The organism is Nonomuraea sp. NPDC005692, from assembly GCF_040631115.1.
GTDB lineage: Bacteria > Actinomycetota > Actinomycetes > Streptosporangiales > Streptosporangiaceae > Nonomuraea.
On sequence record NZ_JBEXYU010000013.1, the window covers coordinates 180,842 to 201,703 of the forward strand.

Annotated in this window: 22 protein-coding genes and 1 riboswitch; of the genes, 5 read left to right on the forward strand and 17 right to left on the reverse strand. The window is 71.1% G+C overall.

Annotated elements, in window-relative coordinates:
• Positions 1–123: 123 nt before the first annotated feature.
• Positions 124–348 carry a chaplin family protein gene (locus ABZ459_RS26580; RefSeq protein WP_352358570.1) on the reverse strand — a complete coding sequence of 75 codons (225 nt, stop codon included), beginning with the start codon at positions 346–348 and terminating at the stop codon, positions 124–126.
• 194 nt (positions 349–542) lie between these two features.
• Here ABZ459_RS26580 and ABZ459_RS26585 point away from each other — a divergent pair, with 194 nt between their 5' ends.
• Positions 543–1,505: an SAM-dependent methyltransferase gene (locus ABZ459_RS26585; protein ID WP_357975352.1), complete on the forward strand. Its 963-nt coding sequence runs from the start codon at positions 543–545 to the stop codon at positions 1,503–1,505.
• Here the strand turns inward: ABZ459_RS26585 and ABZ459_RS26590 are convergent.
• A complete protein-coding gene (locus ABZ459_RS26590) occupies positions 1,489–2,688 on the reverse strand; it encodes a cytochrome P450 (RefSeq protein ID WP_357975355.1) in 1,200 nt (399 codons plus the stop codon). The two genes, ABZ459_RS26585 and ABZ459_RS26590, sit on opposite strands and share 17 nt — an antisense overlap.
• 75 nt (positions 2,689–2,763) lie before the next feature.
• Positions 2,764–2,879, forward strand: a riboswitch (SAM riboswitch).
• Positions 2,880–3,006: 127 nt separating this feature from the next.
• Here ABZ459_RS26590 and ABZ459_RS26595 point away from each other — a divergent pair.
• Complete coding sequence (locus ABZ459_RS26595) at positions 3,007–4,221, forward strand: aminotransferase class V-fold PLP-dependent enzyme (protein WP_357975460.1); 1,215 nt, start codon at positions 3,007–3,009, stop codon at positions 4,219–4,221.
• A 2-nt stretch (positions 4,222–4,223) separates the two neighbouring features.
• Here the strand turns inward: ABZ459_RS26595 and ABZ459_RS26600 are convergent, their stop codons facing one another.
• Positions 4,224–4,910 carry a DoxX family protein gene (locus tag ABZ459_RS26600; protein ID WP_357975358.1) on the reverse strand — a complete coding sequence of 229 codons (687 nt, stop codon included), beginning with the start codon at positions 4,908–4,910 and terminating at the stop codon, positions 4,224–4,226.
• Between the two features lie 123 nt (positions 4,911–5,033).
• On the opposite strand from ABZ459_RS26600, the gene ABZ459_RS26605 reads away from it, so the two are divergent.
• Both ABZ459_RS26605 and ABZ459_RS26610 read left to right on the forward strand, forming a co-directional pair.
• Positions 5,034–6,179: an NADH-quinone oxidoreductase subunit D gene (locus tag ABZ459_RS26605; protein ID WP_357975361.1), complete on the forward strand. Its 1,146-nt coding sequence runs from the start codon at positions 5,034–5,036 to the stop codon at positions 6,177–6,179.
• The gene (locus ABZ459_RS26610; protein ID WP_357975364.1) at positions 6,176–7,243 is read left to right on the forward strand and encodes an acyltransferase; all 1,068 of its coding nucleotides are present in this window, start codon (positions 6,176–6,178) and stop codon (positions 7,241–7,243) included. Before ABZ459_RS26605 ends, ABZ459_RS26610 begins: the two co-directional genes overlap by 4 nt.
• Here ABZ459_RS26610 and ABZ459_RS26615 read toward each other — a convergent pair.
• The 11 genes from ABZ459_RS26615 to dacB form a co-directional block, all read right to left on the reverse strand.
• A complete protein-coding gene (locus tag ABZ459_RS26615) occupies positions 7,240–7,692 on the reverse strand; it encodes a DUF3180 domain-containing protein (RefSeq protein ID WP_357975367.1) in 453 nt (150 codons plus the stop codon). The genes ABZ459_RS26610 and ABZ459_RS26615 overlap by 4 nt on opposite strands.
• Positions 7,689–8,192 (reverse strand): 2-amino-4-hydroxy-6-hydroxymethyldihydropteridine diphosphokinase, encoded by a 504-nt coding sequence (gene folK / locus ABZ459_RS26620; RefSeq protein ID WP_357975370.1) that lies wholly within the window; start codon positions 8,190–8,192, stop codon positions 7,689–7,691. The genes ABZ459_RS26615 and folK overlap by 4 nt, the downstream gene beginning before the upstream one ends.
• The gene (gene folB, locus ABZ459_RS26625) at positions 8,189–8,554 is read right to left on the reverse strand and encodes a dihydroneopterin aldolase (RefSeq protein ID WP_357975373.1); all 366 of its coding nucleotides are present in this window, start codon (positions 8,552–8,554) and stop codon (positions 8,189–8,191) included. The genes folK and folB overlap by 4 nt, the downstream gene beginning before the upstream one ends.
• Positions 8,544–8,990, reverse strand: coding sequence for a nuclear transport factor 2 family protein (locus tag ABZ459_RS26630; RefSeq protein ID WP_357975377.1), 447 nt, complete (start codon positions 8,988–8,990; stop codon positions 8,544–8,546). Before ABZ459_RS26630 ends, folB begins: the two co-directional genes overlap by 11 nt.
• Positions 8,987–9,793 (reverse strand): dihydropteroate synthase, encoded by an 807-nt coding sequence (gene folP, locus ABZ459_RS26635; protein ID WP_357975464.1) that lies wholly within the window; start codon positions 9,791–9,793, stop codon positions 8,987–8,989. Before folP ends, ABZ459_RS26630 begins: the two co-directional genes overlap by 4 nt.
• A 117-nt stretch (positions 9,794–9,910) precedes the next feature.
• Positions 9,911–10,489, reverse strand: a complete 579-nt coding sequence (gene folE / locus ABZ459_RS26640; protein ID WP_352318609.1) for a GTP cyclohydrolase I FolE — start codon at positions 10,487–10,489, stop codon at positions 9,911–9,913.
• Positions 10,486–12,480, reverse strand: a complete 1,995-nt coding sequence (gene ftsH / locus ABZ459_RS26645) for an ATP-dependent zinc metalloprotease FtsH (RefSeq protein WP_357975381.1) — start codon at positions 12,478–12,480, stop codon at positions 10,486–10,488. Before ftsH ends, folE begins: the two co-directional genes overlap by 4 nt.
• 238 nt (positions 12,481–12,718) lie before the next feature.
• A complete protein-coding gene (hpt, locus tag ABZ459_RS26650) occupies positions 12,719–13,270 on the reverse strand; it encodes a hypoxanthine phosphoribosyltransferase (protein WP_357702217.1) in 552 nt (183 codons plus the stop codon).
• Positions 13,271–13,280: 10 nt separating this feature from the next.
• On the reverse strand, positions 13,281–14,285 hold the full coding sequence (tilS, locus tag ABZ459_RS26655; RefSeq protein WP_357975384.1) for a tRNA lysidine(34) synthetase TilS: 1,005 nt from the start codon (positions 14,283–14,285) through the stop codon (positions 13,281–13,283).
• Between the two features lie 59 nt (positions 14,286–14,344).
• A complete protein-coding gene (locus ABZ459_RS26660) occupies positions 14,345–15,421 on the reverse strand; it encodes a zinc-dependent metalloprotease (protein WP_357975387.1) in 1,077 nt (358 codons plus the stop codon).
• Between the two features lie 47 nt (positions 15,422–15,468).
• On the reverse strand, positions 15,469–16,884 hold the full coding sequence (gene dacB, locus ABZ459_RS26665; protein ID WP_357975390.1) for a D-alanyl-D-alanine carboxypeptidase/D-alanyl-D-alanine-endopeptidase: 1,416 nt from the start codon (positions 16,882–16,884) through the stop codon (positions 15,469–15,471).
• An 86-nt stretch (positions 16,885–16,970) separates the two neighbouring features.
• Between dacB and ABZ459_RS26670 the strand changes: the two genes are divergently transcribed.
• On the forward strand, positions 16,971–17,462 hold the full coding sequence (locus ABZ459_RS26670) for an inorganic diphosphatase (protein WP_352318598.1): 492 nt from the start codon (positions 16,971–16,973) through the stop codon (positions 17,460–17,462).
• A 3-nt stretch (positions 17,463–17,465) separates the two neighbouring features.
• Here the strand turns inward: ABZ459_RS26670 and ABZ459_RS26675 are convergent, their stop codons facing one another.
• From ABZ459_RS26675 to ABZ459_RS26685, 3 genes are all read right to left on the reverse strand, one after another.
• Positions 17,466–18,587, reverse strand: a complete 1,122-nt coding sequence (locus ABZ459_RS26675; protein ID WP_357975393.1) for a C40 family peptidase — start codon at positions 18,585–18,587, stop codon at positions 17,466–17,468.
• 68 nt (positions 18,588–18,655) lie between these two features.
• A complete protein-coding gene (locus ABZ459_RS26680; RefSeq protein ID WP_357975396.1) occupies positions 18,656–19,357 on the reverse strand; it encodes a hypothetical protein in 702 nt (233 codons plus the stop codon).
• 7 nt (positions 19,358–19,364) lie between these two features.
• On the reverse strand, positions 19,365–20,843 hold the full coding sequence (locus tag ABZ459_RS26685; protein ID WP_357975399.1) for a hypothetical protein: 1,479 nt from the start codon (positions 20,841–20,843) through the stop codon (positions 19,365–19,367).
• Positions 20,844–20,862: the final 19 nt, after the last annotated feature.

Genomic DNA, 20,862 nt, shown 5'->3' on the forward strand with positions numbered 1-20,862 from the left:
GTCCTGACAACCCGACGCCCGCCTGGATGCGACCTCTTGGAGGTGCACTGACCGGTCATCCGCCGACTGACCGGCCGGGATCAGAGCCCGGACCGCGCGCGAGCGGTCCGGGCTCTCCCTGCCTCAGCGGCTGTAGACCGCGGTGTTGGGGCTCCCCTGGCAGCCGTTGATCGGCACGGCCTGGATGCCGATGTTGTTGCCGCAGACGGGCACGACGGCGGTGATGGGGAGGTGGATCGGGCTGCCGCTCAGGATGCCGTTGTTGCCGTGGGTGACGTCGTCGGCGTACGCGGGGGCCGCCAGCGCCAGCAGGGCAATGGCACCTGCCATGACCAGAGTCTTCTTCACGGGGGGCTCCTCTCAGTATGCGGCCGTGGAGGCCGCAATGCTTTGGTGGAGCGATCCGGCTCGCCGCTTACCGCGGATGGGCGAAACGCAGTCGCTCGGTGACAGTACGTAAACGTTAGCGCAATGTAGCGACCAAGTGTAGTCAATCAATGACTTAGCGTGTTGATCGCTGGAGTCATGAGATAGTCAGCGTCATGTGGCTCACCTGGCGCGCCGCGACCGAGCGCGCGCTCTACGGCGAGGAGGGTTTCTACCTCCGCGAACGCCCCTCGGGCCACTTCCGCACCTCGGTCGGGGCCTCGTCCGTGTTCGCCGAGGCGGTCCTGGCCCTGCTGACGGAGGTCGACTCCGACCTCGGCCGCCCCGAGTGGCTCGACCTGGTCGACATCGGCTCCGGCGAGGGCATGCTGGTCCGCCGCGTCCTCGACATGGCCGAGCCCGCTCTGCGCGACCGGCTCCGCGTCACCTGCGTCGACCTGTCACCCAGGCCCCCGGGCCTGCCCGACGAGGTCGAGTGGCGCCGCTGCCTGCCGTCCAGCATCGCCGGCCTGGCCGTCGCCAACGAGTGGCTCGACAACATCCCGCTCGACGTGGCCGAGCAGACCTCCGGCGGCCCGCGTCTGGTCATGGTCAACACCCGGACCGGGGAGGAGCGCCTCGGCGGCCCGCTGCGGCCCGCCGACCGCGAATGGCTCGACCGCTGGTGGCCGCTGCCGCACGTGGGCACCCGCGCCGAGATCGGCCGTCCCCGTGACGACGCCTGGGCCTCCGTTCTGGTACGCCTCGCCCGCGGCCGGGCGATAGCCGTGGATTATGCACACCCTGTGGATAACCGACCGCTCTGTGGCACGCTGACCGGTTACCGCGACGGCGCGGTCGTCGCCCCCGTCCCCGACGGGACCTGCGACATCACCGCCCACGTCGCCCTCGACGCGTGCGCCGAGGCCGGGCGGCGGGCCGGCGCGATATCCACAACCTTGTCCACACAGCGTGACATGTTGCGGGCGCTGGGCCTCACCGGCGCCCGGCCGCCGGTCGACCTCGCCCGCACCGATCCGCGCGCCTACGTGCGCGCGTTGTCGAGGGCGTCGGAGGAGGCCGAGCTGATCGATCCGGCCGGGCTCGGCGGGTTCGGCTGGCTCAGCCAGAGCCGGTGACGTCGAGGTCGAGCGAGCGCAGGCCGCGGATGACGAAGCCCGGCTTGTAGACCGGCTCCGCGCGCAGCTCGATCGTCCCGACCCGGTCCAGCAGCGCGGTGAACGACTCCGTCAGCTCGATCCTGGCCAGCGGCGCGCCCAGGCAGAAGTGGATGCCGGCGCCGAAGGAGATGTGCGGGTTGTCCGGACGGCCCAGGTCGAGCCGGTCCGGGTCCTCGAACACCTCGGGGTCCCTGTTGGCCGAGCCGAACAGGCAGGCGACCTCCGAGCCGCGCGGGATCCGCACGCCGTGCACCTCGATGTCCTCCAGCACCCAGCGCTCGAAGAGCTGCAGCGGGGTGTCGTAGCGCAGCAGCTCCTCGATGGCGGTCGGCAGCAGCGAACGGTCGGCGCGCAGCCGGGCCAGCTCGCCGGGGTTCTTCAGCAGGGCCCGCCAGCCGTTGCCGGTGACGTTGACCGTGGCCTCGTGGCCCGCGTTGAGCAGCAGCACGCAGGTGCCGGCCAGCTCGTCGAGGGTCAGCTCGGGGATCGCGGCCAGGGCGCTGACCAGGTCCTCGCCGGGGTTCGCGAGCCGGTCGCGGGCCAGGTCCTTGAGGTAGGACTCGAACTCCTCGGCCGCGCGCACCGCCTGGTGCTGGGTCTCCAGGCTGGGGTTGAGCTCGTACATGCCGCACATGTCGGCCGACCACGGGCGCAGCAGGTGGCGGTCCTGCTCGGGGACGCCGAGCATCTCGGCGATGACCGTGACCGGCAGCGGCTCGGCGACCTCGGCGATCAGGTCGCCGCCGCCCTTCTCGACGTACGCGTCGATCAGGCTCTCGGCGATCGCCCGGACGCGCGGGCGCAGCGACTCGACCATGCGCGGCGTGAACGCCTTGGACACCAGCCGGCGCAGCCTCGTGTGGTCCGGCGGCTCGACCTCCAGCATGCCGTTCCTGCTGACCCGCCAGAAGGCCTCCTGGAACTCCGGCTGCGGCTGCCGGCCGAACTCCTCGTGCGTGGCGACGTGGGTGTAGTCGCGGCCCAGCCGCCGGTCCCGGAGCAGCGCGTTGACGTCCGCGTGCCGGGAGATCAGCCACTGGTTGGACGGCTCGAAGTAGCGGACGGGCGCCTCGCGCCTCAGCTCGTCGTACGCCGGATAGGGGTCGACGACAAAATCCGGATTCCAGGGATCAAAGCGCACTATTTCATCTTATGAGACGGGTTGACCTGCTGAGCTTGCGAATCATGCCCGGGTGTCGGTTATAGTGCCGTCGTAGGTCATGAGTGCCAGCGACAAGCCCCGGCTAGCTGGCCGGCAACCCTCGCGTCCGCGGCGGGGTGCCCCGGGTGAAGACCTGGTCCGTCACGAGGTGTGGCGGGCAAGCGCGGGCTCCGTGGCTGCTTCCAGGGGTCCGACCGACCCGTGAGGAGCTGTGCCGTGTCCACTCTGACGATCTTCAACTCCGTTCCCGCCCAGGCCGCCGCCGAGGCCACCGCCCCTGCCGCCGCCTCCGGACGGTTGATCCCCGCCGTGCTCGGCGCCGACCTCGAAGTGCCGGTCAAGGGCGGCCGGCTGGTGAGCTACGCCAACCTCGACTACGCGGCCAGCGCCCCCTGTCTCGAGCCGGTCAGCGCCGCCGTCGCCGCCGCGCTCCCGGCCTACTCCAGCGTCCACCGCGGCGCGGGCTACGCCTCCCAGCTCACCACTGCCCGTTACGAGCAGGCCCGCCACACGGTCAGGGCCTTCGTCGGCGCCCGCCCGGACGACGCCGTCATCTTCACCCGCAACACCACCGACGCCACCAACCTGCTGGCCGGCTGCCTGCCCGAGGGCACGACCGTCGTCGTCTTCGACTCCGAGCACCACGCCTCGCTGCTGCCCTGGGAGCGGTCCGTACGCCTGGCGCCGCCCGCCTTCCCCGGCGAGGCCGTCCGCGCCGCCGACGAGGCGCTGGCCGGGATCGAGGGCCCCAAGCTGCTCGTGGTCACCGCCGCCTCCAACGTCACCGGCGAGCTGTGGCCCATCGCCGCCCTGGCCCACATCGCCCACCGGCACGGCGCCCGGATTCTGGTGGACGCCGCCCAGCTCGTCCCGCACCGCAGGCTCAACCTGACCGCGCTCGACCTGGACTACGTGGCCTTCTCCGGCCACAAGCTGTACGCGCCCTTCGGCGCCGGCGTGCTGGTCGGACGCCGTGACTGGCTGGCGGCGGGCGAGCCGTACCTGAAGGGCGGCGGCGCGGTGCGCTCGGTGGGCGAGACCACCGAGTGGCACGACGACCCCGAGCCTCGCCACGAGGCCGGCACCCCCAATGTGCTCGGCGCCATCGCCCTGGCCGCCGCCTGCGACGCGCTCACCGCCACGGGGTGGACGGAGCTGGTGCGCGAGGAGGAGCGCCTGATCGCCCGGCTGCGTACCGGTCTGGCCTCGATCGACGGGGTGCGCGAGCTGTCGTTGTGGGGCGAGGACCACCCGCGGGTGGGGATCGTGTCGTTCGTCGTGGACGGCTACTCGGCCCGGGAGGTGGCCGAGGCGCTGTCCGGCGAGTACGGCATCGGCGTCCGTGACGGGAAGTTCTGCGCGCACCCCTTCGTCCGGCACCTGCTGGGCACCTCCGATGGAGGTTGCGAGGACGGCACCGCCTCGGCGGTCCGCGCCTCCATCGGCATCGGCAGCACGCAGGAGCACGTCGACCGCCTGATCGAGGCCCTGCGCGACCTGGTCAGCCGCTGAGCTCAGCGGTTGGGCGGCTTCTGCTGGTGCGGCTCGTCGGACACCAGGGCGTCGATGTCCCTCATGTCCTCGTCGTTGAGGTGCCCGGGACGCGGCGCGTTGGGCTGCCTCGGCACGTTGGGCTGCTCGGCCGCCTCGCCCTCGGGTCGGGCCGGCGTCGTCGGGCCGCCCTCCGGCCCGACCTGCGTGGCCGGTCCCTCGGTGACGACCGTCGTCGGCTCGGCGCGGCGGGCCGGCCGGTGCGCGGCGAGGTCGTCCTCGGCGATCTGGCGTTCCCTGCGGCGGCGGTACGTCGAGTGGAAGATGCCGTCGAGGCCGATGCGGCCGCCGCCCAGCGCCGCGAGCATCAAGGACAGCGCACCCAGCGCGCCCGGCAGCTCCCATCCCCCGCCTTGCGACAACACCCCGTGGCCCGCGTGCACGAAGACGATCGCGCCGATCATGTCGATGAGCAGCAGCAACGCCACCGGCCGGACCAGCAGGCCGAGGATCAGCAGCGCGCCGCCGACCAGCTCCACGATGGCGGCGAATCCGGCCGACAACTCGGGCATGGGCACGCCCATCTCCCGGAACTGCCCCGCCGCGGCACCGAGCCCGCCCTGCCACTTCTGCCAGCCGTGCGCCACGAAGATCACCCCGAGTACCACCCGGGAGATCAGGGCCGCCACATCAAACAGGACTCTCTTCACAGTGCTTTCTCCCCCCGTTCCCGGTATTGATCCCCATGTCTGGCTTCGGGATGCGTTGCCATACGATTCCTTGACCATCCCCCACGCTGGATCGCCCCGTGGGACGGTGGCAGCATGGGCCCTATGACGGAACGCGTGGTCGGGATCGGCGCCGGCGCGAAGGAGCTGGCGACCGAGGACATGATCCTCAACATCGGCCCCCAGCATCCCTCCACGCACGGCGTGCTCAGGCTCCGGCTCACCCTCGACGGCGAGCGCATCGAGACGGCCGAGCCGATCATCGGCTACATGCACAGGGGCGCGGAGAAGCTGTTCGAGGTCCGCGACTACCGCCAGATCATCATGCTCGCCAACCGGCACGACTGGCTGTCGGGGTTCGCCAACGAACTGGGCGTCGTGCTGGCCGCCGAACGGCTGCTCGGCATGGAGACGCCGGTCAGGGCCGTGTGGGCGCGTACGCTGCTGGCCGAGCTCAACCGGGTGCTCAACCACCTGATGTTCCTCGGCTCCTACCCCCTCGAACTGGGCGCGATCACCCCGGTCTTCTACGCCTTCAACGAGCGCGAACGCATCCAGGCCGTCATGGAGGAGATCTCCGGCGGGCGCATGCACTACATGTTCAACCGGGTCGGCGGCCTCAAGGAGGACCTGCCGCTCGGCTGGCTCGACCGGGTCGCCGAGGCCGTCGCCGAGACCCGCCGCCGGGTGCCCGACATCGAGGGCCTCATCCTGAACAACGAGATCTTCCTGGCCCGCACCAAGGGCGTCGGCGTGCTGACCCGCGAGCAGATCCTCCAGTACGGCGTCAGCGGGCCCATCGCGCGCGCCTCCGGCGTGGACCTCGACCTGCGGCGCGACGACCCGTACCTGGCCTACGGGGAGCTGCCGGTCACGGTCGTCACCCGGCGCGACGGCGACTGCCATGCCCGGTTCGAGGTGCTGTTCGAGCAGCTCAAGGTCTCGCTCGAGCTGGCCGACGCGTGCGTCGCCCGGCTGCGTGAGCTGCCTCCCGGGCCGGTCAACCAGCGCCTGCCGAAGGTGCTCAAGGTGCCCGAGGGCCACACGTACGCGTGGACCGAGAACCCGCTCGGCATCAACGGCTACTACCTGGTCTCCAAGGGCGACAAGACGCCGTGGCGGCTCAAGCTGCGCTCGGCGTCGTTCGGCAACGTCCAGGCGCTGCGCGAGCTGCTGCCCGGGAACCTGGTGGCCGACATGATCGCCATTCTGGGCTCGATGTTCTTCGTCGTGGGTGACATCGACAAGTGAGCACTCCCGAACGCGACAAGTACGTCGACTGGCTGCGCGCCCTCAGCCTCATCGTCGTGGTGGTCTGGCACTGGGCGTTCACGATCCTGGAATGGAAGCCCAGCGGGCCCGAGCCCACCAGCCCGCTCGGCTTCACCTCCGGGTTGTGGATCCTGACCTGGCTGCTCCAGGTGCTGCCGCTGTTCTTCTACGTCGGCGGTCACGTGCACCTGCTGTCCTGGAACCGGGCCCAGGCGCGCGGCGTCGGCATCGGGGCGTTCGTGTGGCGGCGCATCCGCGCGCTGTCCCTGCCCGCGCTGTTTCTGTGCGGCGTGTGGATCTCCGTCGGGGCGATCGTCACCTGGGCGTTCCACGTGGAGTGGATGTGGCGGGTGGTGCTGCTCGTGCTCAGCCCGCTGTGGTTCCTCGGCGTCTACCTGGTGCTGATCGCGCTGCTGCCGGTGGCCCTGTGGCTGCACAGGCGCTACGACGTGCTGGCCCTCATCTGGCTGGGCGGCTCGGCCCTGGTCGTCGACGTCGTGCGGTTCCGCTACGGCTACGAGTGGGCCGGCTGGCTCAACATGATCATCGTCTGGGGCCTGGCCCACCAGGCGGGCTTCTTCTACGACCGGATCGTCGTCCTGCCCCGGCGGTACGACGTCGGCATCCTGTGGACCGGCCTGTTCGCCCTGATCGGCCTGGTCTACTCGGGTATCTACCCGGGTTCGATGGTGGGCGTGCCGGGCGACAAGTGGTCGAACATGGCGCCGCCCACGTTCGTCATCGTCGCCCTGCTGATCTTCCAGATCGGCCTGGTCGAGGTGCTGCGCCCGGCCATGGAACGCGTGCTCGAACGCCCCCGCTGGGCCCGCGCCAACTCCTTCATCAACCGCTACGCCCTGCCGCTGTTCCTCTTCCACACGACCGGCATGGCGATCGCCTTAGGGCTGTCGTGGTGGTTGTTCGGCAACCTCGGCACGAAGATCCCGCCCGACCTGAAGTGGTGGCTGGAGCGGCCGATCGCCATCGTCGGGCCGCTGATCTGCACGCTGCCGGTCATCTACCTCTTCGGCCGCCGCCGCTAGTCGGAGTTACGGTCGTCGGAGTCCTTCGGGATCCGGCAGCAGTGTTCCAGGTACAGGGCCGCGCAGACGAGCACCACACAGGCCACGAACGACCCGGCCGCCACGAAGAACTCCGAGCGCGGCGTCTCCCGGTCGAAGAGCTCCAGCGTGTACGCGGCGAACCCGGCGAAGATCCCGGCGAACACCGCCCCCGCGTACGCCGACGCCTTGGCCAGCGCCGCCAGCCGGGCCACCGCCAGCGGCTCGACCGGCTTGGTGTCGGGCTTCCTGGCGATCCTGGCCTTGGTCACCCATCCGCTGTAACCCTCGCCGAGGGCGAGCAGCAGCACGGTCGGGATGGCCGTCCAGGGCAGCAGGAACGCGCCGTAGAAGTGCCGGACCGCCGCCCAGAAGATCAGAGCGACGACGACGAGGAGAGCGGCCAGGTGGCCGGGATGCGTCGGCTTCAATCGGGCCTCTGCAGCTTCAGGTCGTCACGCAGGCGCACGCCGTGCCGGTCGAGCCCGGCGAGCAGGTCGGCCACCCGGCCCCTGCCCGGCACCGTGGCCTCGGGGTCGATCACCGACCAGGGCACCAGCACGAACGCCCGCTCGTGGGCCCGGGGATGCGGCAACGTCAGCTCCGGGTCGTCGGACACGGTCTCGCCCACGACGATCAGGTCGACGTCGAGCGTACGCGGCCCCCACCGCTCCGCACGCACCCGGCCGAAGGCGTTCTCCACGCCCAGCGCCCGCTCCAGCAACGTACGCGGCGGCAGCGCGGTCTCGGCGACGACGACCGCGTTGAGGTACGGCTCCTGCCCTCCCGGCCCCCCGACCGGGTCGGTCTCGTAGACCGGGGACGCCTTGACGAACTCCAGGCCCGGGGCGTCGAACAACGTGTCGATGGCTCCCTGCAACGTCTGGAACCGCTCGCCCAGGTTGCTGCCGAGAGCGAGGACGGCCTTCATGCGCGGCTCCGCTCGATCGTCACGATCACATCGTCGAACGGCAGCGGGATCGGCGCCGCCGGTTTGTGCACACTCACCTCGACCTTGTGCACCAGCTCGCTGCCCAGGCAGACGTCGGCCAGCCGCTGGGCCAGCGTCTCGATCAGCTCGACCGGCTCGCCCTCGACCACCTCGACCAGCGCCTGGGCCAGCTCACCGTAGTGGACGGTCTTGGCGAGGTCGTCGCCGGCCGCCGCCGGGGCGGTGTCGAGGAACAACGTCGCGTCGATCACGAACTCCTGGCCGAGCTCCCGCTCGGCGGGCAGCACGCCGTGCCTGCCCCTGGCCCGCAGGCCCTTGAGAGCGATGCGGTCAGACCTCAAGCTCGCCCTCCTCGTCCTCGTCGTCGTCTCCCTGGAGCACCGGGGAGCCGTGGTGCATCCACAACCGCCAGCCCTGCGAGGTGCGGATGTAGACGTTGCTCGCCACCACCTTGCCCGCGGCGAAGCTGGACTCACCCTCCTCGCCCGCCGTCAGGATGTTCTCCACGCAGGTGAGCACGGCCACGTCGCCCAGCACGGTGGTGTTGACGTCGGTCAGCACGAACTGGATGTAGGTGGTGTTGGCCATGATCAGCGCCCACGACCGCAGCACCTCCGACCGGCCGCTCAGCAACGTCCAGCCCGGGTGGACGCAGCTCACCTGGTCGTCGGCGGTGTCCTCGGCCCAGATCTCGGTCATCTTGTCGAGATCGGCGCTCTCGATCGCGGTGTAGAACTCCTCGTTGACCGTCTCTATCGCGGCAGTGTCGACGCTCATGTGCCTGCTCCGGCTCTCTTCCATGCGGCCGCCACGCGCACGGCATCGGCATTGGGACCTACCTCGTGCACGCGCACGCACCAGGCCCCCGCCTGAGCCGCCAGCGCGGTGACCGCCAGCGTTGCGTCGTCGCTCCTGCTGAACGGGCGGGGCGCGCCGTCGGGGCCGGCCAGCAGCCGCCCGAGGAACCGCTTGCGCGAGGCCCCGATCAGCAGCGGGAAGCCCAGCTCGGCGAGCTGCGGGATGCCGGCCAGCAACGCCCAGTTGTGCTCGGCGTTCTTGGCGAAGCCGAGGCCGGGGTCGAGCACGATCTGCTCGGGGGACACTCCCTCGGCCAGCACGAGATCGACCCGCTTGCTGAGCTCCTCGCGCACCTCTGTCACGACGTCGGCGTAGACGGCGCGGCTGTCCATGTCATGGCTGTGACCGCGCCAGTGCATCACCACGTAGGGCGCTCCCGTCGCGGCGACCACGCGCGGCATCTCGGGGTCGGCCAGGCCGCCGCTGACGTCGTTGACGAGCCTGGCGCCCGCCTCGACCGCGGCCCTGGCCACCTCGGCGCGCATCGTGTCGACGCTGACGGCCACGCCCTCGGCGTCGAGCGCCCGGATCACCGGGACGACCCTGGCCAGCTCCTCCTCCAGCGACACCCGCGCGGCGCCGGGACGGGTGGACTCACCGCCCACGTCGACGATGTCGGCCCCCTCCCGCACCAGGTCGAGCCCGTGCCGGACGGCGGCCTCCTCGTCGAACCACAGGCCGCCGTCGGAGAAGGAGTCGGGGGTCACGTTGACCACGCCCATGACGAGGCACCGCTCCGTACCGCCCGGCACGTTGATGGGCACGCTAGTCATGGAGCAAGCCTAGGCGTTCCCCCACACCTGCCGACATCTCGGGTCCCCAGTTGTGGATAACGATCGTCACCTGCCGAGAATCAGCGCCATCGCCTCGGAGCGGGTCTTGTCGCTGGTACGGAAGTCGCCGCGGACCGCCGACGTGACCGTCTTGGCCCCCGGCTTGCGCACGCCGCGCATCGTCATGCACAGGTGTTCGGCCTCGACCACCACGATGACCCCGCGCGGCTCCAGCACCCGCATGAGGGCGTCGGCGATCTGCGAGGTCATGCGCTCCTGCACCTGCGGGCGGCGGGCGAAGACGTCGACCAGCCGGGCCAGCTTCGACAGCCCGGTCACCTGGCCACGCTCGTTGGGGATGTAGCCCACGTGGGCCACGCCGTGGAACGGGACCAGATGGTGCTCGCAGGTCGAGTAGACCTCGATGTCCCTGACCAGCACCATCTCGTCGTGGTCGACGTCGAAGACCTTGTTGAGCACGTCTTCGGGGGTCTGGCCGAGCCCGGAGAACTGCTCGGCCATCGCGCGGGCGACCCTGGCGGGCGTCTCGAGCAGGCCGTCGCGGTCGGGATCCTCGCCGATGCCGTAGAGGATCTCGCGTACGGCCTTCTCGATCCGCCCCAGGTCCACCTCGTGCTGGGTCACGCACTGTCTCCGGACTGGAAGGCGTCCTGGTGGCCGGAGGTGAGCGAGCCGTTGGCCGACTGCTCCTTCGGGGTCAGGATCGGCGGGCGGTCGGAGGGGAGCCGCTTGCCGTAGCCCGCGTAGGAGGGCCGGTGCTCCTTGACGACCACCGGGGCGAAGATCTGCAGGACTTGCTCGCGGGAGAGGGTCTCCTTCTCCATGAGCTCCAGCACCAGGTTGTCGAGCACGTCGCGGTATTCGACCAGGATGTCCCAGGCCTGGTCGTGCGCCGTCTCGATCATCCGGCGGACCTCCTCGTCGATGGAGGAGGCGATCTTCTCGGAGTAGTCGCGCTCGTGGCCCATCTCGCGGCCGAGGAAGACCTCGGCCTGGCCGGTGCCGAACTTACGGGCGCCGAGCTGCTCGCTCATGCCGTACTCGGTCACCATGCGGCGGGCGACCGCCGTGGCCTTCTCGATGTCGTTGGAGGCGCCGGTGGTGGGCTCGTGGAAGACGAGCTCCTCCGCCGCGCGGCCGCCGAGCAGCATCGCGAGCTGGTCCATCATCTCGGACCTGGTGGCCAGGAACTTGTCCTCCATCGGCAGCGTCATCGTGTAACCGAGCGCGCGACCGCGGGACAGGATGGTGATCTTGTGGACCGGGTCGGAGTTGGGCAGCGCGTGCGCCACCAACGCGTGACCGCCTTCATGGTAGGCGATCATCTTCTTCTCCTTGTCGGACATGACCCGCGACTTGCGCTCGGGCCCTGCCATGACACGGTCGATCGACTCCTCGAGGACCTCCATCGTGATCAGCTTCTGGTCGGCCCGCGCGGTGAGCAGGGCCGCCTCGTTGATCACGTTGGCCAGGTCGGCGCCGGTGAACCCGGGCGTGCGGCGCGCGATGACGTCGAGGTCGACGTCGGGCGCGAACGGCTTGCCCCGGCCGTGGACCTTGAGGATGCCCTTGCGGCCCTCCAGGTCGGGACGGTCGACGGTGACCTGCCGGTCGAACCGGCCAGGACGCAGCAGCGCCGGGTCGAGGATGTCGGGCCGGTTGGTCGCGGCGATGAGGATCACGCCGCCCTTGACGTCGAAGCCGTCCATCTCGACGAGCAGCTGGTTGAGGGTCTGCTCGCGCTCGTCGTGACCGCCGCCCAGGCCGGCGCCGCGGTGGCGGCCGACGGCGTCGATCTCGTCGATGAAGATGATCGCGGGGGCGTTGGCCTTGGCCTGCTCGAACAGGTCGCGCACGCGGGAGGCGCCGACGCCGACGAACATCTCGACGAAGTCGGAGCCGGAGATCGAGTAGAAGGGCACGCCCGCCTCGCCCGCGACCGCGCGGGCCAGCAGGGTCTTGCCGGTGCCGGGCGGGCCGTAGAGCAGCACGCCCTTGGGGATCTTCGCGCCGATCGCCTGGAACTTGGCCGGGGCCTGCAGGAACTCCTTGATCTCCTGGAGCTCCTCGATGGCCTCGTCGGCGCCGGCGACGTCGGCGAACGTGGTCTTGGGGGTGTCTTTGGTGATGAGCTTGGCCTTCGACTTGCCGAAGTTCATCACCCGGGAGCCGCCGCCCTGCATCTGGTTCATGATGAACAGGAAGATCAGCACGATGATGACGATCGGCAGGAAGCTCACCAGGATGCTGAGCAGGAAGTTCTCCTGGGGCACCTCGGTGGTGAAGCTCTTCGTCTTGTTGGCGTCGACCTGGGCCTGCAGCTCGTCGGTCAGCTTCGCGCCGTAGCCGCTGACCCAGTTGGCCTGGATCAGCTTCGCCGGGGCGTCACCCGGCCGGACGACGATCGGCTTGATGAGGGTGAGCTCGACCCGATTGTCCTTGTCGACGACCTTGGCGCTGGTGAAATTGCCGGCGCGAATCTGCTGGAGGACCGTGGACGTGTCGGCCTGCTTGAAATTGCCCCCGCCGCTCCAGAGCTGGGTGACGAGCAGGAGCAGCACGACGATGCCCAGGATCCACAGCAGTGGCCCACGTGTAAATCGCTTGAGATCCATCCGATGCGGAACCCCTTGCGGGCCCGTCCCTTCCTGACCATGGCCTGGAACCCCGGGCTGGCCCGGGGCCGCGGCATCCGACACCGCGACTTCTGACTACCCGAAGGGGACTTGCGGTCACCCTTCCGGAGTCTGAAGGTACACCGGCATGGCGCACGGAGGGACCCGCCCGCTACACCGGTCTTGCCCTATCAACGTACGTCACGTTGCGCGATGTTCCCGGCCATGGCCGGGATTACTACTTATAAACGTGCGGCGCGAGCGTTCCGATGAACGGCAAATTGCGGTAGCGCTCCGCGTAGTCGAGCCCGTAGCCGATGACGAACTCGTTGGGAATGTCGAAGCCGACGTATTTCACGTCCATCGGCACCTTCACCGCGTCGGGCTTGCGCAGCGCGGCGCAGATCTCCAACGACGCCGGATTGCGCGACTTCAGGTTTTCCAGCAGCCAGTGGAGGGTCAGGCCCGAGTCGATGATGTCCTCGACGATCAGGACGTGGCGGTTCAAGATGTCGGTGTCGAGGTCCTTCAGCACCCGCACGACGCCGGAGGACTTGGTGCCCGCGCCGTAGGACGACACCGCCATCCAGTCCATCTGCACCGGCACGTGCAGGGCTCTGGCCAGGTCGGCCATCACCATGACCGCCCCCTTCAGCACGCCCACGAGCAGGACGTCCTTGCCCGCGTAGTCCTCGTCGATGCGCCCGGCAAGCTCTTTGATCTTGGCCTGGAGGTCGTCCTCGGGGATGAGGACCTTCTCCAGGTCTTTGCCCATGTCGGCAGCGTCCACCTGTGGTTCCTTAAACGATGGGACTGATGGCGAGTATCAGGGTGCCATACCGCCGAACTGCGGACAGACCTCCGGGTAGATCCACCGCCTTCTGCCCGTGCCATTGCGTGACCAGCCGATCGACCGCCAGCACGTGGGTGGCGGAAAGCGCGCCGGACGGCGTGCCCGCCGCGATGGCCGCGCGCCGCAGCACCCTGCGGCGCACCGCGTCGGGCAGTTTCTCCAACTCCGGTACGGACAGGATGACGGACTCTCCGATATCGCTAAGAGCGCAATTCGGGAACGCCGATTCGGCCCACTGGTCGAGGGCGTCGGCGTCCTCCCGCGCCATTCCGGCGGTCCGCGCGAGCGCCTCGGTCACCCCCGGGCCGAGTTCCTCGTCGAGCATCGGCAGGATCCGCTTCCTGACGCGGACGCGGGTGTAGCGGGGGTCGTCGTTGTGCGGGTCGTCCCAGGGGACGAGGGACATGGCCGCGCAGGCGGCGACCGTCGTGGCCCTGGACAAGTCGAGGAAGGGCCGGCGGTAGCGGCCCGCACGGGCGGCCATGCCGGAGATCGAGCGCAGCCCGCTCCCCCTGGCCAGGCCCAGCAAAACGGTCTCGGCCTGGTCGTCACGAGTGTGGCCGAGCAGGACGGCGGCGGCCCGCAGGCGGTCGGCCGCCTCGGCCAGCGCGGTGTACCGGGCCTCGCGGGCGGCGGCCTCGGGACCGCCGTCGGTGCCGACGGTGACGGTGAGCACCTCGGCCGGGGCCAGGCCGAGGCCGGCGGCGATGCCGGCGACCTGCCGGGCGCGGTCGGCCGAGCCCGGCTGGAGCTGGTGGTCCACCGTGACCAGCCCCGCGCGCAGGCCGGCGCGGGGGGCGACGAAGGCCAGCGCCGCCGCCAGGGCCAGCGAGTCGGCGCCGCCGCTGCACGCGGCCAGCACCAGCGCGCCGGTGCCGGCGAGGTCGCTCAGCGCCTCGCGGACGGCCCGGCGCACGTCGGCGACGGCTGGACGGGGACCCACAGGAGCCATTGTCCCGGCCGCCGGAACCGGCCGCACGCCATGCGCCCGGGTTCCGCGGGACGGGAGGGTCAGGCGGGCAGGGCCGGCGTGCCGATGACGCGGTGGATCCAGGCGTCGGGGTCGGCGATCTCGGGGGTCGTGGGCAGGGTCTCCGGGGAGGTCCAGACCTTGTTGAAGCCGTCCATGCCGACCCGGTCGACCACCTTGCGGACGAACGCGGAGCCCTCGGCGTACTGCTTCATCTTGACCTCGATGCCCAGCAGGCGCCGCACCGTGCGGTCGAGCCGGGAGCCGCCCTCGCGGCGCTGGGCGAACTTGGCGCGGATCTCCGAGACCGACGGGACCACCGAGGGGCCCACGGCGTCCATGACGAAGTCGCCATGGCCCTCCACCAGGGTCATCACGGCCGTCAGGCGGTCGAGGATCTCCTTCTGGGCGGGCGACTGGATGGCGTCGATCAGGTTGCCCTCGCCGCCCCTCACCACGTCGGCCACCGTGTCGGCGGCGCTGCGCAGGCGGTCGAGGAGCGTGGGCAGGTCGAGGTCGGAGGCGAGCAGGAACTCGGTCATCTGCGACCTGACGTACTCGCGCAGCCAGGTGACGCCGGTGAACTGCACGCGGTGGGTCTCCTCGTGGAGGCACACCCACAGGCGGAAGTCGCGGGGCACGACGTTCATCTCGCGCTCGGCGTGGACGATGTTGGGCGCCACGAGCGTCAGGCGGCCGGTCGCCTCCTGGCCGGTCGGGTCGGGCGGCAGGAACAGCTCGTACTGGCCGAGCACCCGGGAGGCGAGGAAGGCGAGGACGGCCCCGACCTCGACGCCGGTGATGCGCGAGCCCACCGCGGTGACGATGGCGGGCGGCGGGTTGTCTCCGCCGCCCATGCGCTGGGTCAGCGGTTCGAGGACCACGCGGAAGCCCTCGACGTTGGCCTTGATCCAGCCCGGCCGGTCGACGATGGTCGCGGGCTGCGGCGCGGTCTCGGTGTGGATCTTCGTGAACTCGCGCACGTGGCCCTCGGCCTCACGTGACAGCGTGCGGAGCTCGGCGACGGCCTGCCTGGCCTCCTCCTTGCTCACCTGAGGACCGGGGCGCACCAGGCGCGTGCCGGTCGTGACGGCCAGATCCCAGTCGATCACCTGCATGACGTCCACCGTACGTTGTTCTCGTCACGCCTGCGAAGAAGCGGCGGTCAGGATCGCGCGACGATCGCGGCGAGCCTGTCGAGCACCGGCTCGGCGTTCACCGGCACGTCGTCGGCCAGGAAGGCGAAGGTGACCAGCCGGCCGTCTTTGGTGGTGGCCAGGCCGGCCAGGGTGTTGACGTTGTTGAGCGTGCCGGTCTTGGCGCGTACGAGGCCGACCTGGCCCTTGCTGTCGGCGCGGGTGAAGCGCCTGCCGTTGCCCAGCGTGCCGGAGAAGCCGGCGATCGGCATGCCCGTGTCGACGGCCCGCAGCTCGGGATGCCCGGCCGAGCCGGCGATGGCGATGATCCTGGCCATGGCGTCGGCGCTGACCCGGTTGCGGACGGACAGGCCGCTGCCGTCGGCCACGCTGACGCCCTTGGTCACGCCGAGCCGCCGCATGACCCCGATCACCGCCTCGGCGGCCCCGGCGTACGACGCCTCCTTGCCCTCCTTGATGGCGACGTGCCTGGCCAGGGCCTCGGCCATGTCGTTGTCGCTGTGGGTCAGGGTGTGCTCGACCAGGGCGTACAAGGGGGCGGAGTCGACCTTGCCCAGCTCGGCGGCGCCCGCCGCGGCCCGTTCCTGGCGGATGTCCTTGGAGACGGTGACGCCGTACCTGGGCAGCAGGCGGGCGAAGGCGGCCGCGGCGGTCGCGGCCGGGTCGGACACGCGGGGCCGGGCGCCGGGGCGCTGGCGTCCCTCGTCCATGGCCAGGGCGTGGACGGGGGCCGCCTCGCCGTCGGGCACGTAGTTGGGCTTCCAGCCGGGCGCGATGGCCGGCCCGGTGAACAGGCTGTCGTCGTAGGAGAGCGTGACCTTCCTGACGCCCTTGGCCTTCAGCGCGGCAGCGGTCCGGGAGGCCAGGGTGGCGAGGGAGGCCTGCTTGGGGTAGCCGGGCCTGGCCGACGGCCCGGCGAGCAGCGGGTCGCCGCCGCCCACCAGGACGATCGCGCCGGGCGCGCGGCCCTGGACGACGCGGGTGGAGAAACGGGTGTCGGGGCCCAGCGAGGCGAGCGCCGCGGTGGTCGTGACGATCTTGTTCGTGGAGGCCGGGGTGATGCCCGTGTCGGGGTTGGAGGCGAAGATCCGGCCGCCGGTCGCGGCGTCGAGCACGACCGCGCCCACCCGGCCGCCTAGTGCTTTGTCACCCAGCGCGTCGGTGAGCTGGCGGGTCAAAGTACTCTTAGTCGGGAGAGGTCCGTCTCCTGACGTCGCCGAAAGCTGGGCCAGCACAGGCCCCGAGGTGACCACGGGGGCGGGGGGGATTCCCCGAGGAGACGCCGTCGGCCCGATCGGTGACGGCTGCCTCGTCAGTGCGCTCAGGTTGAAGTCGCTGGTCATGGCGTAGACGCCGATGACGATCGTGACGATCTGGAGCACGGCGAGAGTGGCCAGCATCATCGAACGCTCGTGCCGCGCCACGTCGCCTGACCTCTCTCCTGGTGTTCGCCTACGAGACATTAACGCCCAGCCGGGACTTCCCGGGGGCCTTGAGCGGAGGAACCGCGGTGGAGTTCGACGTTGTCGTTGAGATTCCCAAGGGGCAACGGAACAAGTACGAAGTGGACCACGAGACCGGAAAGATCAGGCTTGACCGGCTCCTGTTCACCTCCACGCAGTACCCCGCCGACTACGGCTTCATCGAGAACACCCTCGGCGAGGACGGTGACCCGCTCGACGCGCTGGTGCTGCTCCAGGAGCCGACGTTCCCGGGGTGCTACATCACCTGCCGCGCGGTCGGCATGTTCCGGATGACCGACGAGAAGGGCGGCGACGACAAGGTCCTGTGCGTGCCCTCGACCGACCCCCGGATGCACCACATCCAGGACATCCACCACGTGTCGGAGTTCGACCGGCTGGAGATCCAGCACTTCTTCGAGGTCTACAAGGACCTTGAGCCCGGCAAGTCCGTCGAGGGCGCCAACTGGGTCGGGCGCATCGAGGCCGAGGCCGAGATCGAGCGCTCGTTCCACCGGGCCAAGGACGCGGGTCACCACTGATCCTCACCGGGGCCTGGTGGCGCCCACCAGGTCCCCTCTCCAGATCGGGGCGACCCGCACCACGTCGCCGGTCTGGGGCGCGTGCACCATCTGGCCCTGGCCGACGTAGATGCCCACGTGGTGGATCGTGCCGGGGTCGTCGGTGATGCGGCCGAAGAAGAGCAGGTCTCCGCGGCGGAGCTGGTCCAGCGGCACGTGCGGGCCGGAGGTCCACTGGGTTCCGGTCCAGTGGTCCAGGCGCACGCCCACCTGTTCCCAGGCGCGCATGACCAGGCCGGAGCAGTCGTAGGTGTCGGGGCCCGCGGCGGCCCACACGTACGGTTTGCCGAGCTGGGTCAGCGCCCAGTTGGCGGCCAGGTTGCCGCCCGCCGACCCCGCCGCCAGGCCGGCCACCGACAGGGCCAGCGCCCGCCGTCTGGCCAGCAGCTCGGCGTGGCTGCGGGCGGCGTTCACCCGGTGCTGGAGCTGCCGCCGCTCCACCCGGAGGGTGCGCGTCTCGCGTCGCTGCCGGGCCACGGCCGCCTCCGCGGCCAGCTTCGCCCGCCGGGCGCGCTCCGAGGCGGCCTGCCGGGCGTCGTAGGCGTTCTGCGCCTGGGCCCGGAGGATGGCGGCGACCTCCTGGGCGTCGCTCATCCTGCGCAGGATCTGGGCCCGCTCGTCGCCGAGCTGGCCGAGCACGCTCGCCCGGTGCAGGAAGCCGTCGACGCCGCCCTCGTCGATGAGCATGCCGACGATCGGGTCCATCGGCGTCATCCCGCCGTAGCTCTGCGCCGCGAGCAGCGCGACGGCCTGCCGGGCGCGCTCGGCCTCGGCGTCGGCCGCCGCCTGACGCGCCTGGGCCTGTGCGTACGACTGCTCGGCCTGCCGGGCCCGGACCAGCTCGCCGTTGTACGCCTCCACCTGCCGTTCCACGGCCGCCGCCAGCTCGTCGAGCCTGGACTGGGCCGCGGCCAGCCCGGCACTGGCCACCCCCAGCTCCTTCGAGCGGACGCGGGCGGCCTCGCGCGCCTTCTTCACGTCCTTGGCCGACGGCATGGGGTCGGCCAGCACCGGCGGGCCCGGAGTGAGCGGACACAGAGTGGCCAGCAGGACGCACGCCAGGAGCCCAGCCCGAAATACGCGCATAGGTCCCCCCGGAAACAGATGGTTACTCTATGCACACAGTTCCCATCGGTTTCCTGCACGTAACGTCATCACCGCAGGCGGAAGAGCCGTTCTATCCACGGACGGATGCCGGTGACCACCGGCCGGGCGGCCCGCGGGTAGGTGAAGACGGGGGTCTGGACGCCGTACGCGGCGTGCAACTCGGCGGCCTTGCACCAGTCGGTGGTCACGCGGGCCGCGGCCCACGCCGCCGCGATGGCCGGTCTGGCCTCCGGATGGCGGTCGTAGGTCTGGAAGAGGGTCATCGCGGCGTCGGCGGCGGCGTGACCGTCGCGCGGATAGGCGGTGCCCGCCAGGTAGGGGGCGGTGACCCGGCCGCCGTGGCAGGTGTCGAGCACCCAGGTCCAGTTGGCCGTCACCAGCCCGAGCACGGGCTCGGGGACGTCGGCGGCGGCGCCGTACATGCGTTCCTGGCGGGGGCCGGTCAGGCGGCGGGCGTCCCACATCCACTCGAGCTCGTCCGGCTGCGGGCCGCCGGCCAGCCAGGACAGCACCGCCAGGCCGCGCGCGGTGCGCAGGCGGCACAGGTCGAGCACGTGGCGCAGCATGCGGGGGCCGCGGTCGAGCCAGGTCGGCCAGTCGACGCGGTGACCTCTCGGCACCAGCTCGGCCACCCGCCCCGGGACGGGCAGCGGGCAGACCCGGCGCCCCAGGTGCGGATCCTGGCGCACCTCGAACGCCTCCAGGGCCCGCTCGGCGGGCCGGTCCTGGTGCGGCTTCCACGCCTCCACGGGGTGCTCAGCCGCTCTCGACGGGGGTGACGGGCTGCTCGGTGGGGGTGTGCGTGGGGGCGGGCGTGGCCGTCTCCGAGGGCGTGGTGGTGGGCGCGGGCGTCTCGGTGGGCGTCGGGGCGGGGGTGGGGGTCGGCACCGGCGGGGTCCGGGTGGGCGGGCGCGTCCCCGGGTCGCCGTGCGGCGGACGGCCCGGCTCACCGTGCGGCGGGTGACCCGGATGGCCGGTACGGCCGGGCTGACCGGGCTGGCCGGGCTGGCCGTACGTCGGGTCGCCGGGGTTCTCGCCCGGCGGTTCGGCCTGCGGCGGGCCGTCGGGCGTCGGCCGCGGCTCGCCGGGCGCGGACTCGGCGGGCGGCGAGCTCGCGTACGTGGGCACGAGCACGGCCGGCGGCACCGGCGTCGTCGAGCCGAGCATGCCGAACGGCTCGGGCGCGGCGCTGTCGAGGATGGGTTCTACGGTCAACTGGGCGTCCTGCGGGTCGGGTTGCCAGGGCAGTCTGATGCCGGGCGGCTCGCCGGTGGCGGGGAACGCGGCCGTCGCCACCCCGGCGAGACCGCCGTTGTCCTTGCCGAACTGGTTGAAGATCACTGCTATCGCCACCACGGTCGCGACCGCCGCCAGCGCGCCCGCCACCGCCTGAGGCCACCTTCGAGCCGCCGTCTGCGTGGGAACGGGAAATCCGGCGGCGTCCAGGGAGGCCGTGCGCCGGGCGACGTAGCGGCGGTAGGGCAGCAGCTCGGGGTCGGCGAAGCAGCTCATGACCCTGATGCGCAGCGCCTCGGGGAGCGCGGCGACGGGCATCAGGCCGAAGACCTTGGCGGCCGAGGCCTGGCGGGCGCGGTGGGGGGCGCAGACCTCGCAGCGGGCGACGTGCCCGACCAGGTGCTCGCGCATCTCCCTGGTGAGGTCGCCGGTGAAGCCGGCCAGGATCCGCGCCCGGCGCGGGCAGTCGTAGGGGCCCTTGCGGGCCAGGATCTCGGCGGTGACGGCGTCGGTGAGATGATCGCGCGCCTGCTCCCTGGCCTGCTCGACCTGGCGCGGCGGGATCGCGAGCACCTGGGACAGCTCGGCGGCGTCCAGCGCGTGCCTGGTCGCCAGCTCCAGCACCTCCCGGTCGGCGACGGGCAGGCTCACGACGGCGTACCAGGCCATGAGCCGCAGGTCGGCGTCGGCCGGGTCGTCGAGCGGCGGGGCCTCGGCCAGGGCCTCGTCGGCGCCGGGCGGCGCCGCCATCCGGCGGCGCAGGCATTCCTGCCTGGCCAGGGCGAGCAGCCAGACCCGGAACCTGTCGGGCTGGGCCAGCGCGCCCGCGTGCGCCTCGGCGGCGATCAGCGTGTCGCGCAGGGCCACCTGGGCGCTGTCGGTGTCGAGGAGGAGGGACCAGCAGTAGCGGTAGACACTCTCCGCGTGCGTGTCGTAGAGCGCGGCGAGGGCTCCCGGGTCACGGGTGCGGAGTGCCTCCACCAGGACGCGGTCATTCATGTGACTGAAGGTAATGGAT

Coding starts and splice junctions, on each gene's coding strand:
- ABZ459_RS26660 (WP_357975387.1), bottom strand. CDS start 15,421: ATGCAGGTGATCGACTGGGATCTGGCCGTCACGACCGGCACGCGCCTG.
- ABZ459_RS26630 (WP_357975377.1), bottom strand. CDS start 8,990: ATGAGCGTCGACACTGCCGCGATAGAGACGGTCAACGAGGAGTTCTAC.
- ABZ459_RS26685 (WP_357975399.1), bottom strand. CDS start 20,843: ATGAATGACCGCGTCCTGGTGGAGGCACTCCGCACCCGTGACCCGGGA.
- folK (WP_357975370.1), bottom strand. CDS start 8,192: ATGAAGGCCGTCCTCGCTCTCGGCAGCAACCTGGGCGAGCGGTTCCAG.
- ABZ459_RS26675 (WP_357975393.1), bottom strand. CDS start 18,587: ATGCGCGTATTTCGGGCTGGGCTCCTGGCGTGCGTCCTGCTGGCCACT.
- ftsH (WP_357975381.1), bottom strand. CDS start 12,480: ATGGATCTCAAGCGATTTACACGTGGGCCACTGCTGTGGATCCTGGGC.
- ABZ459_RS26585 (WP_357975352.1), top strand. CDS start 543: ATGTGGCTCACCTGGCGCGCCGCGACCGAGCGCGCGCTCTACGGCGAG.
- tilS (WP_357975384.1), bottom strand. CDS start 14,285: ATGGCTCCTGTGGGTCCCCGTCCAGCCGTCGCCGACGTGCGCCGGGCC.
- folP (WP_357975464.1), bottom strand. CDS start 9,793: ATGGGCGTGGTCAACGTGACCCCCGACTCCTTCTCCGACGGCGGCCTG.
- ABZ459_RS26605 (WP_357975361.1), top strand. CDS start 5,034: ATGACGGAACGCGTGGTCGGGATCGGCGCCGGCGCGAAGGAGCTGGCG.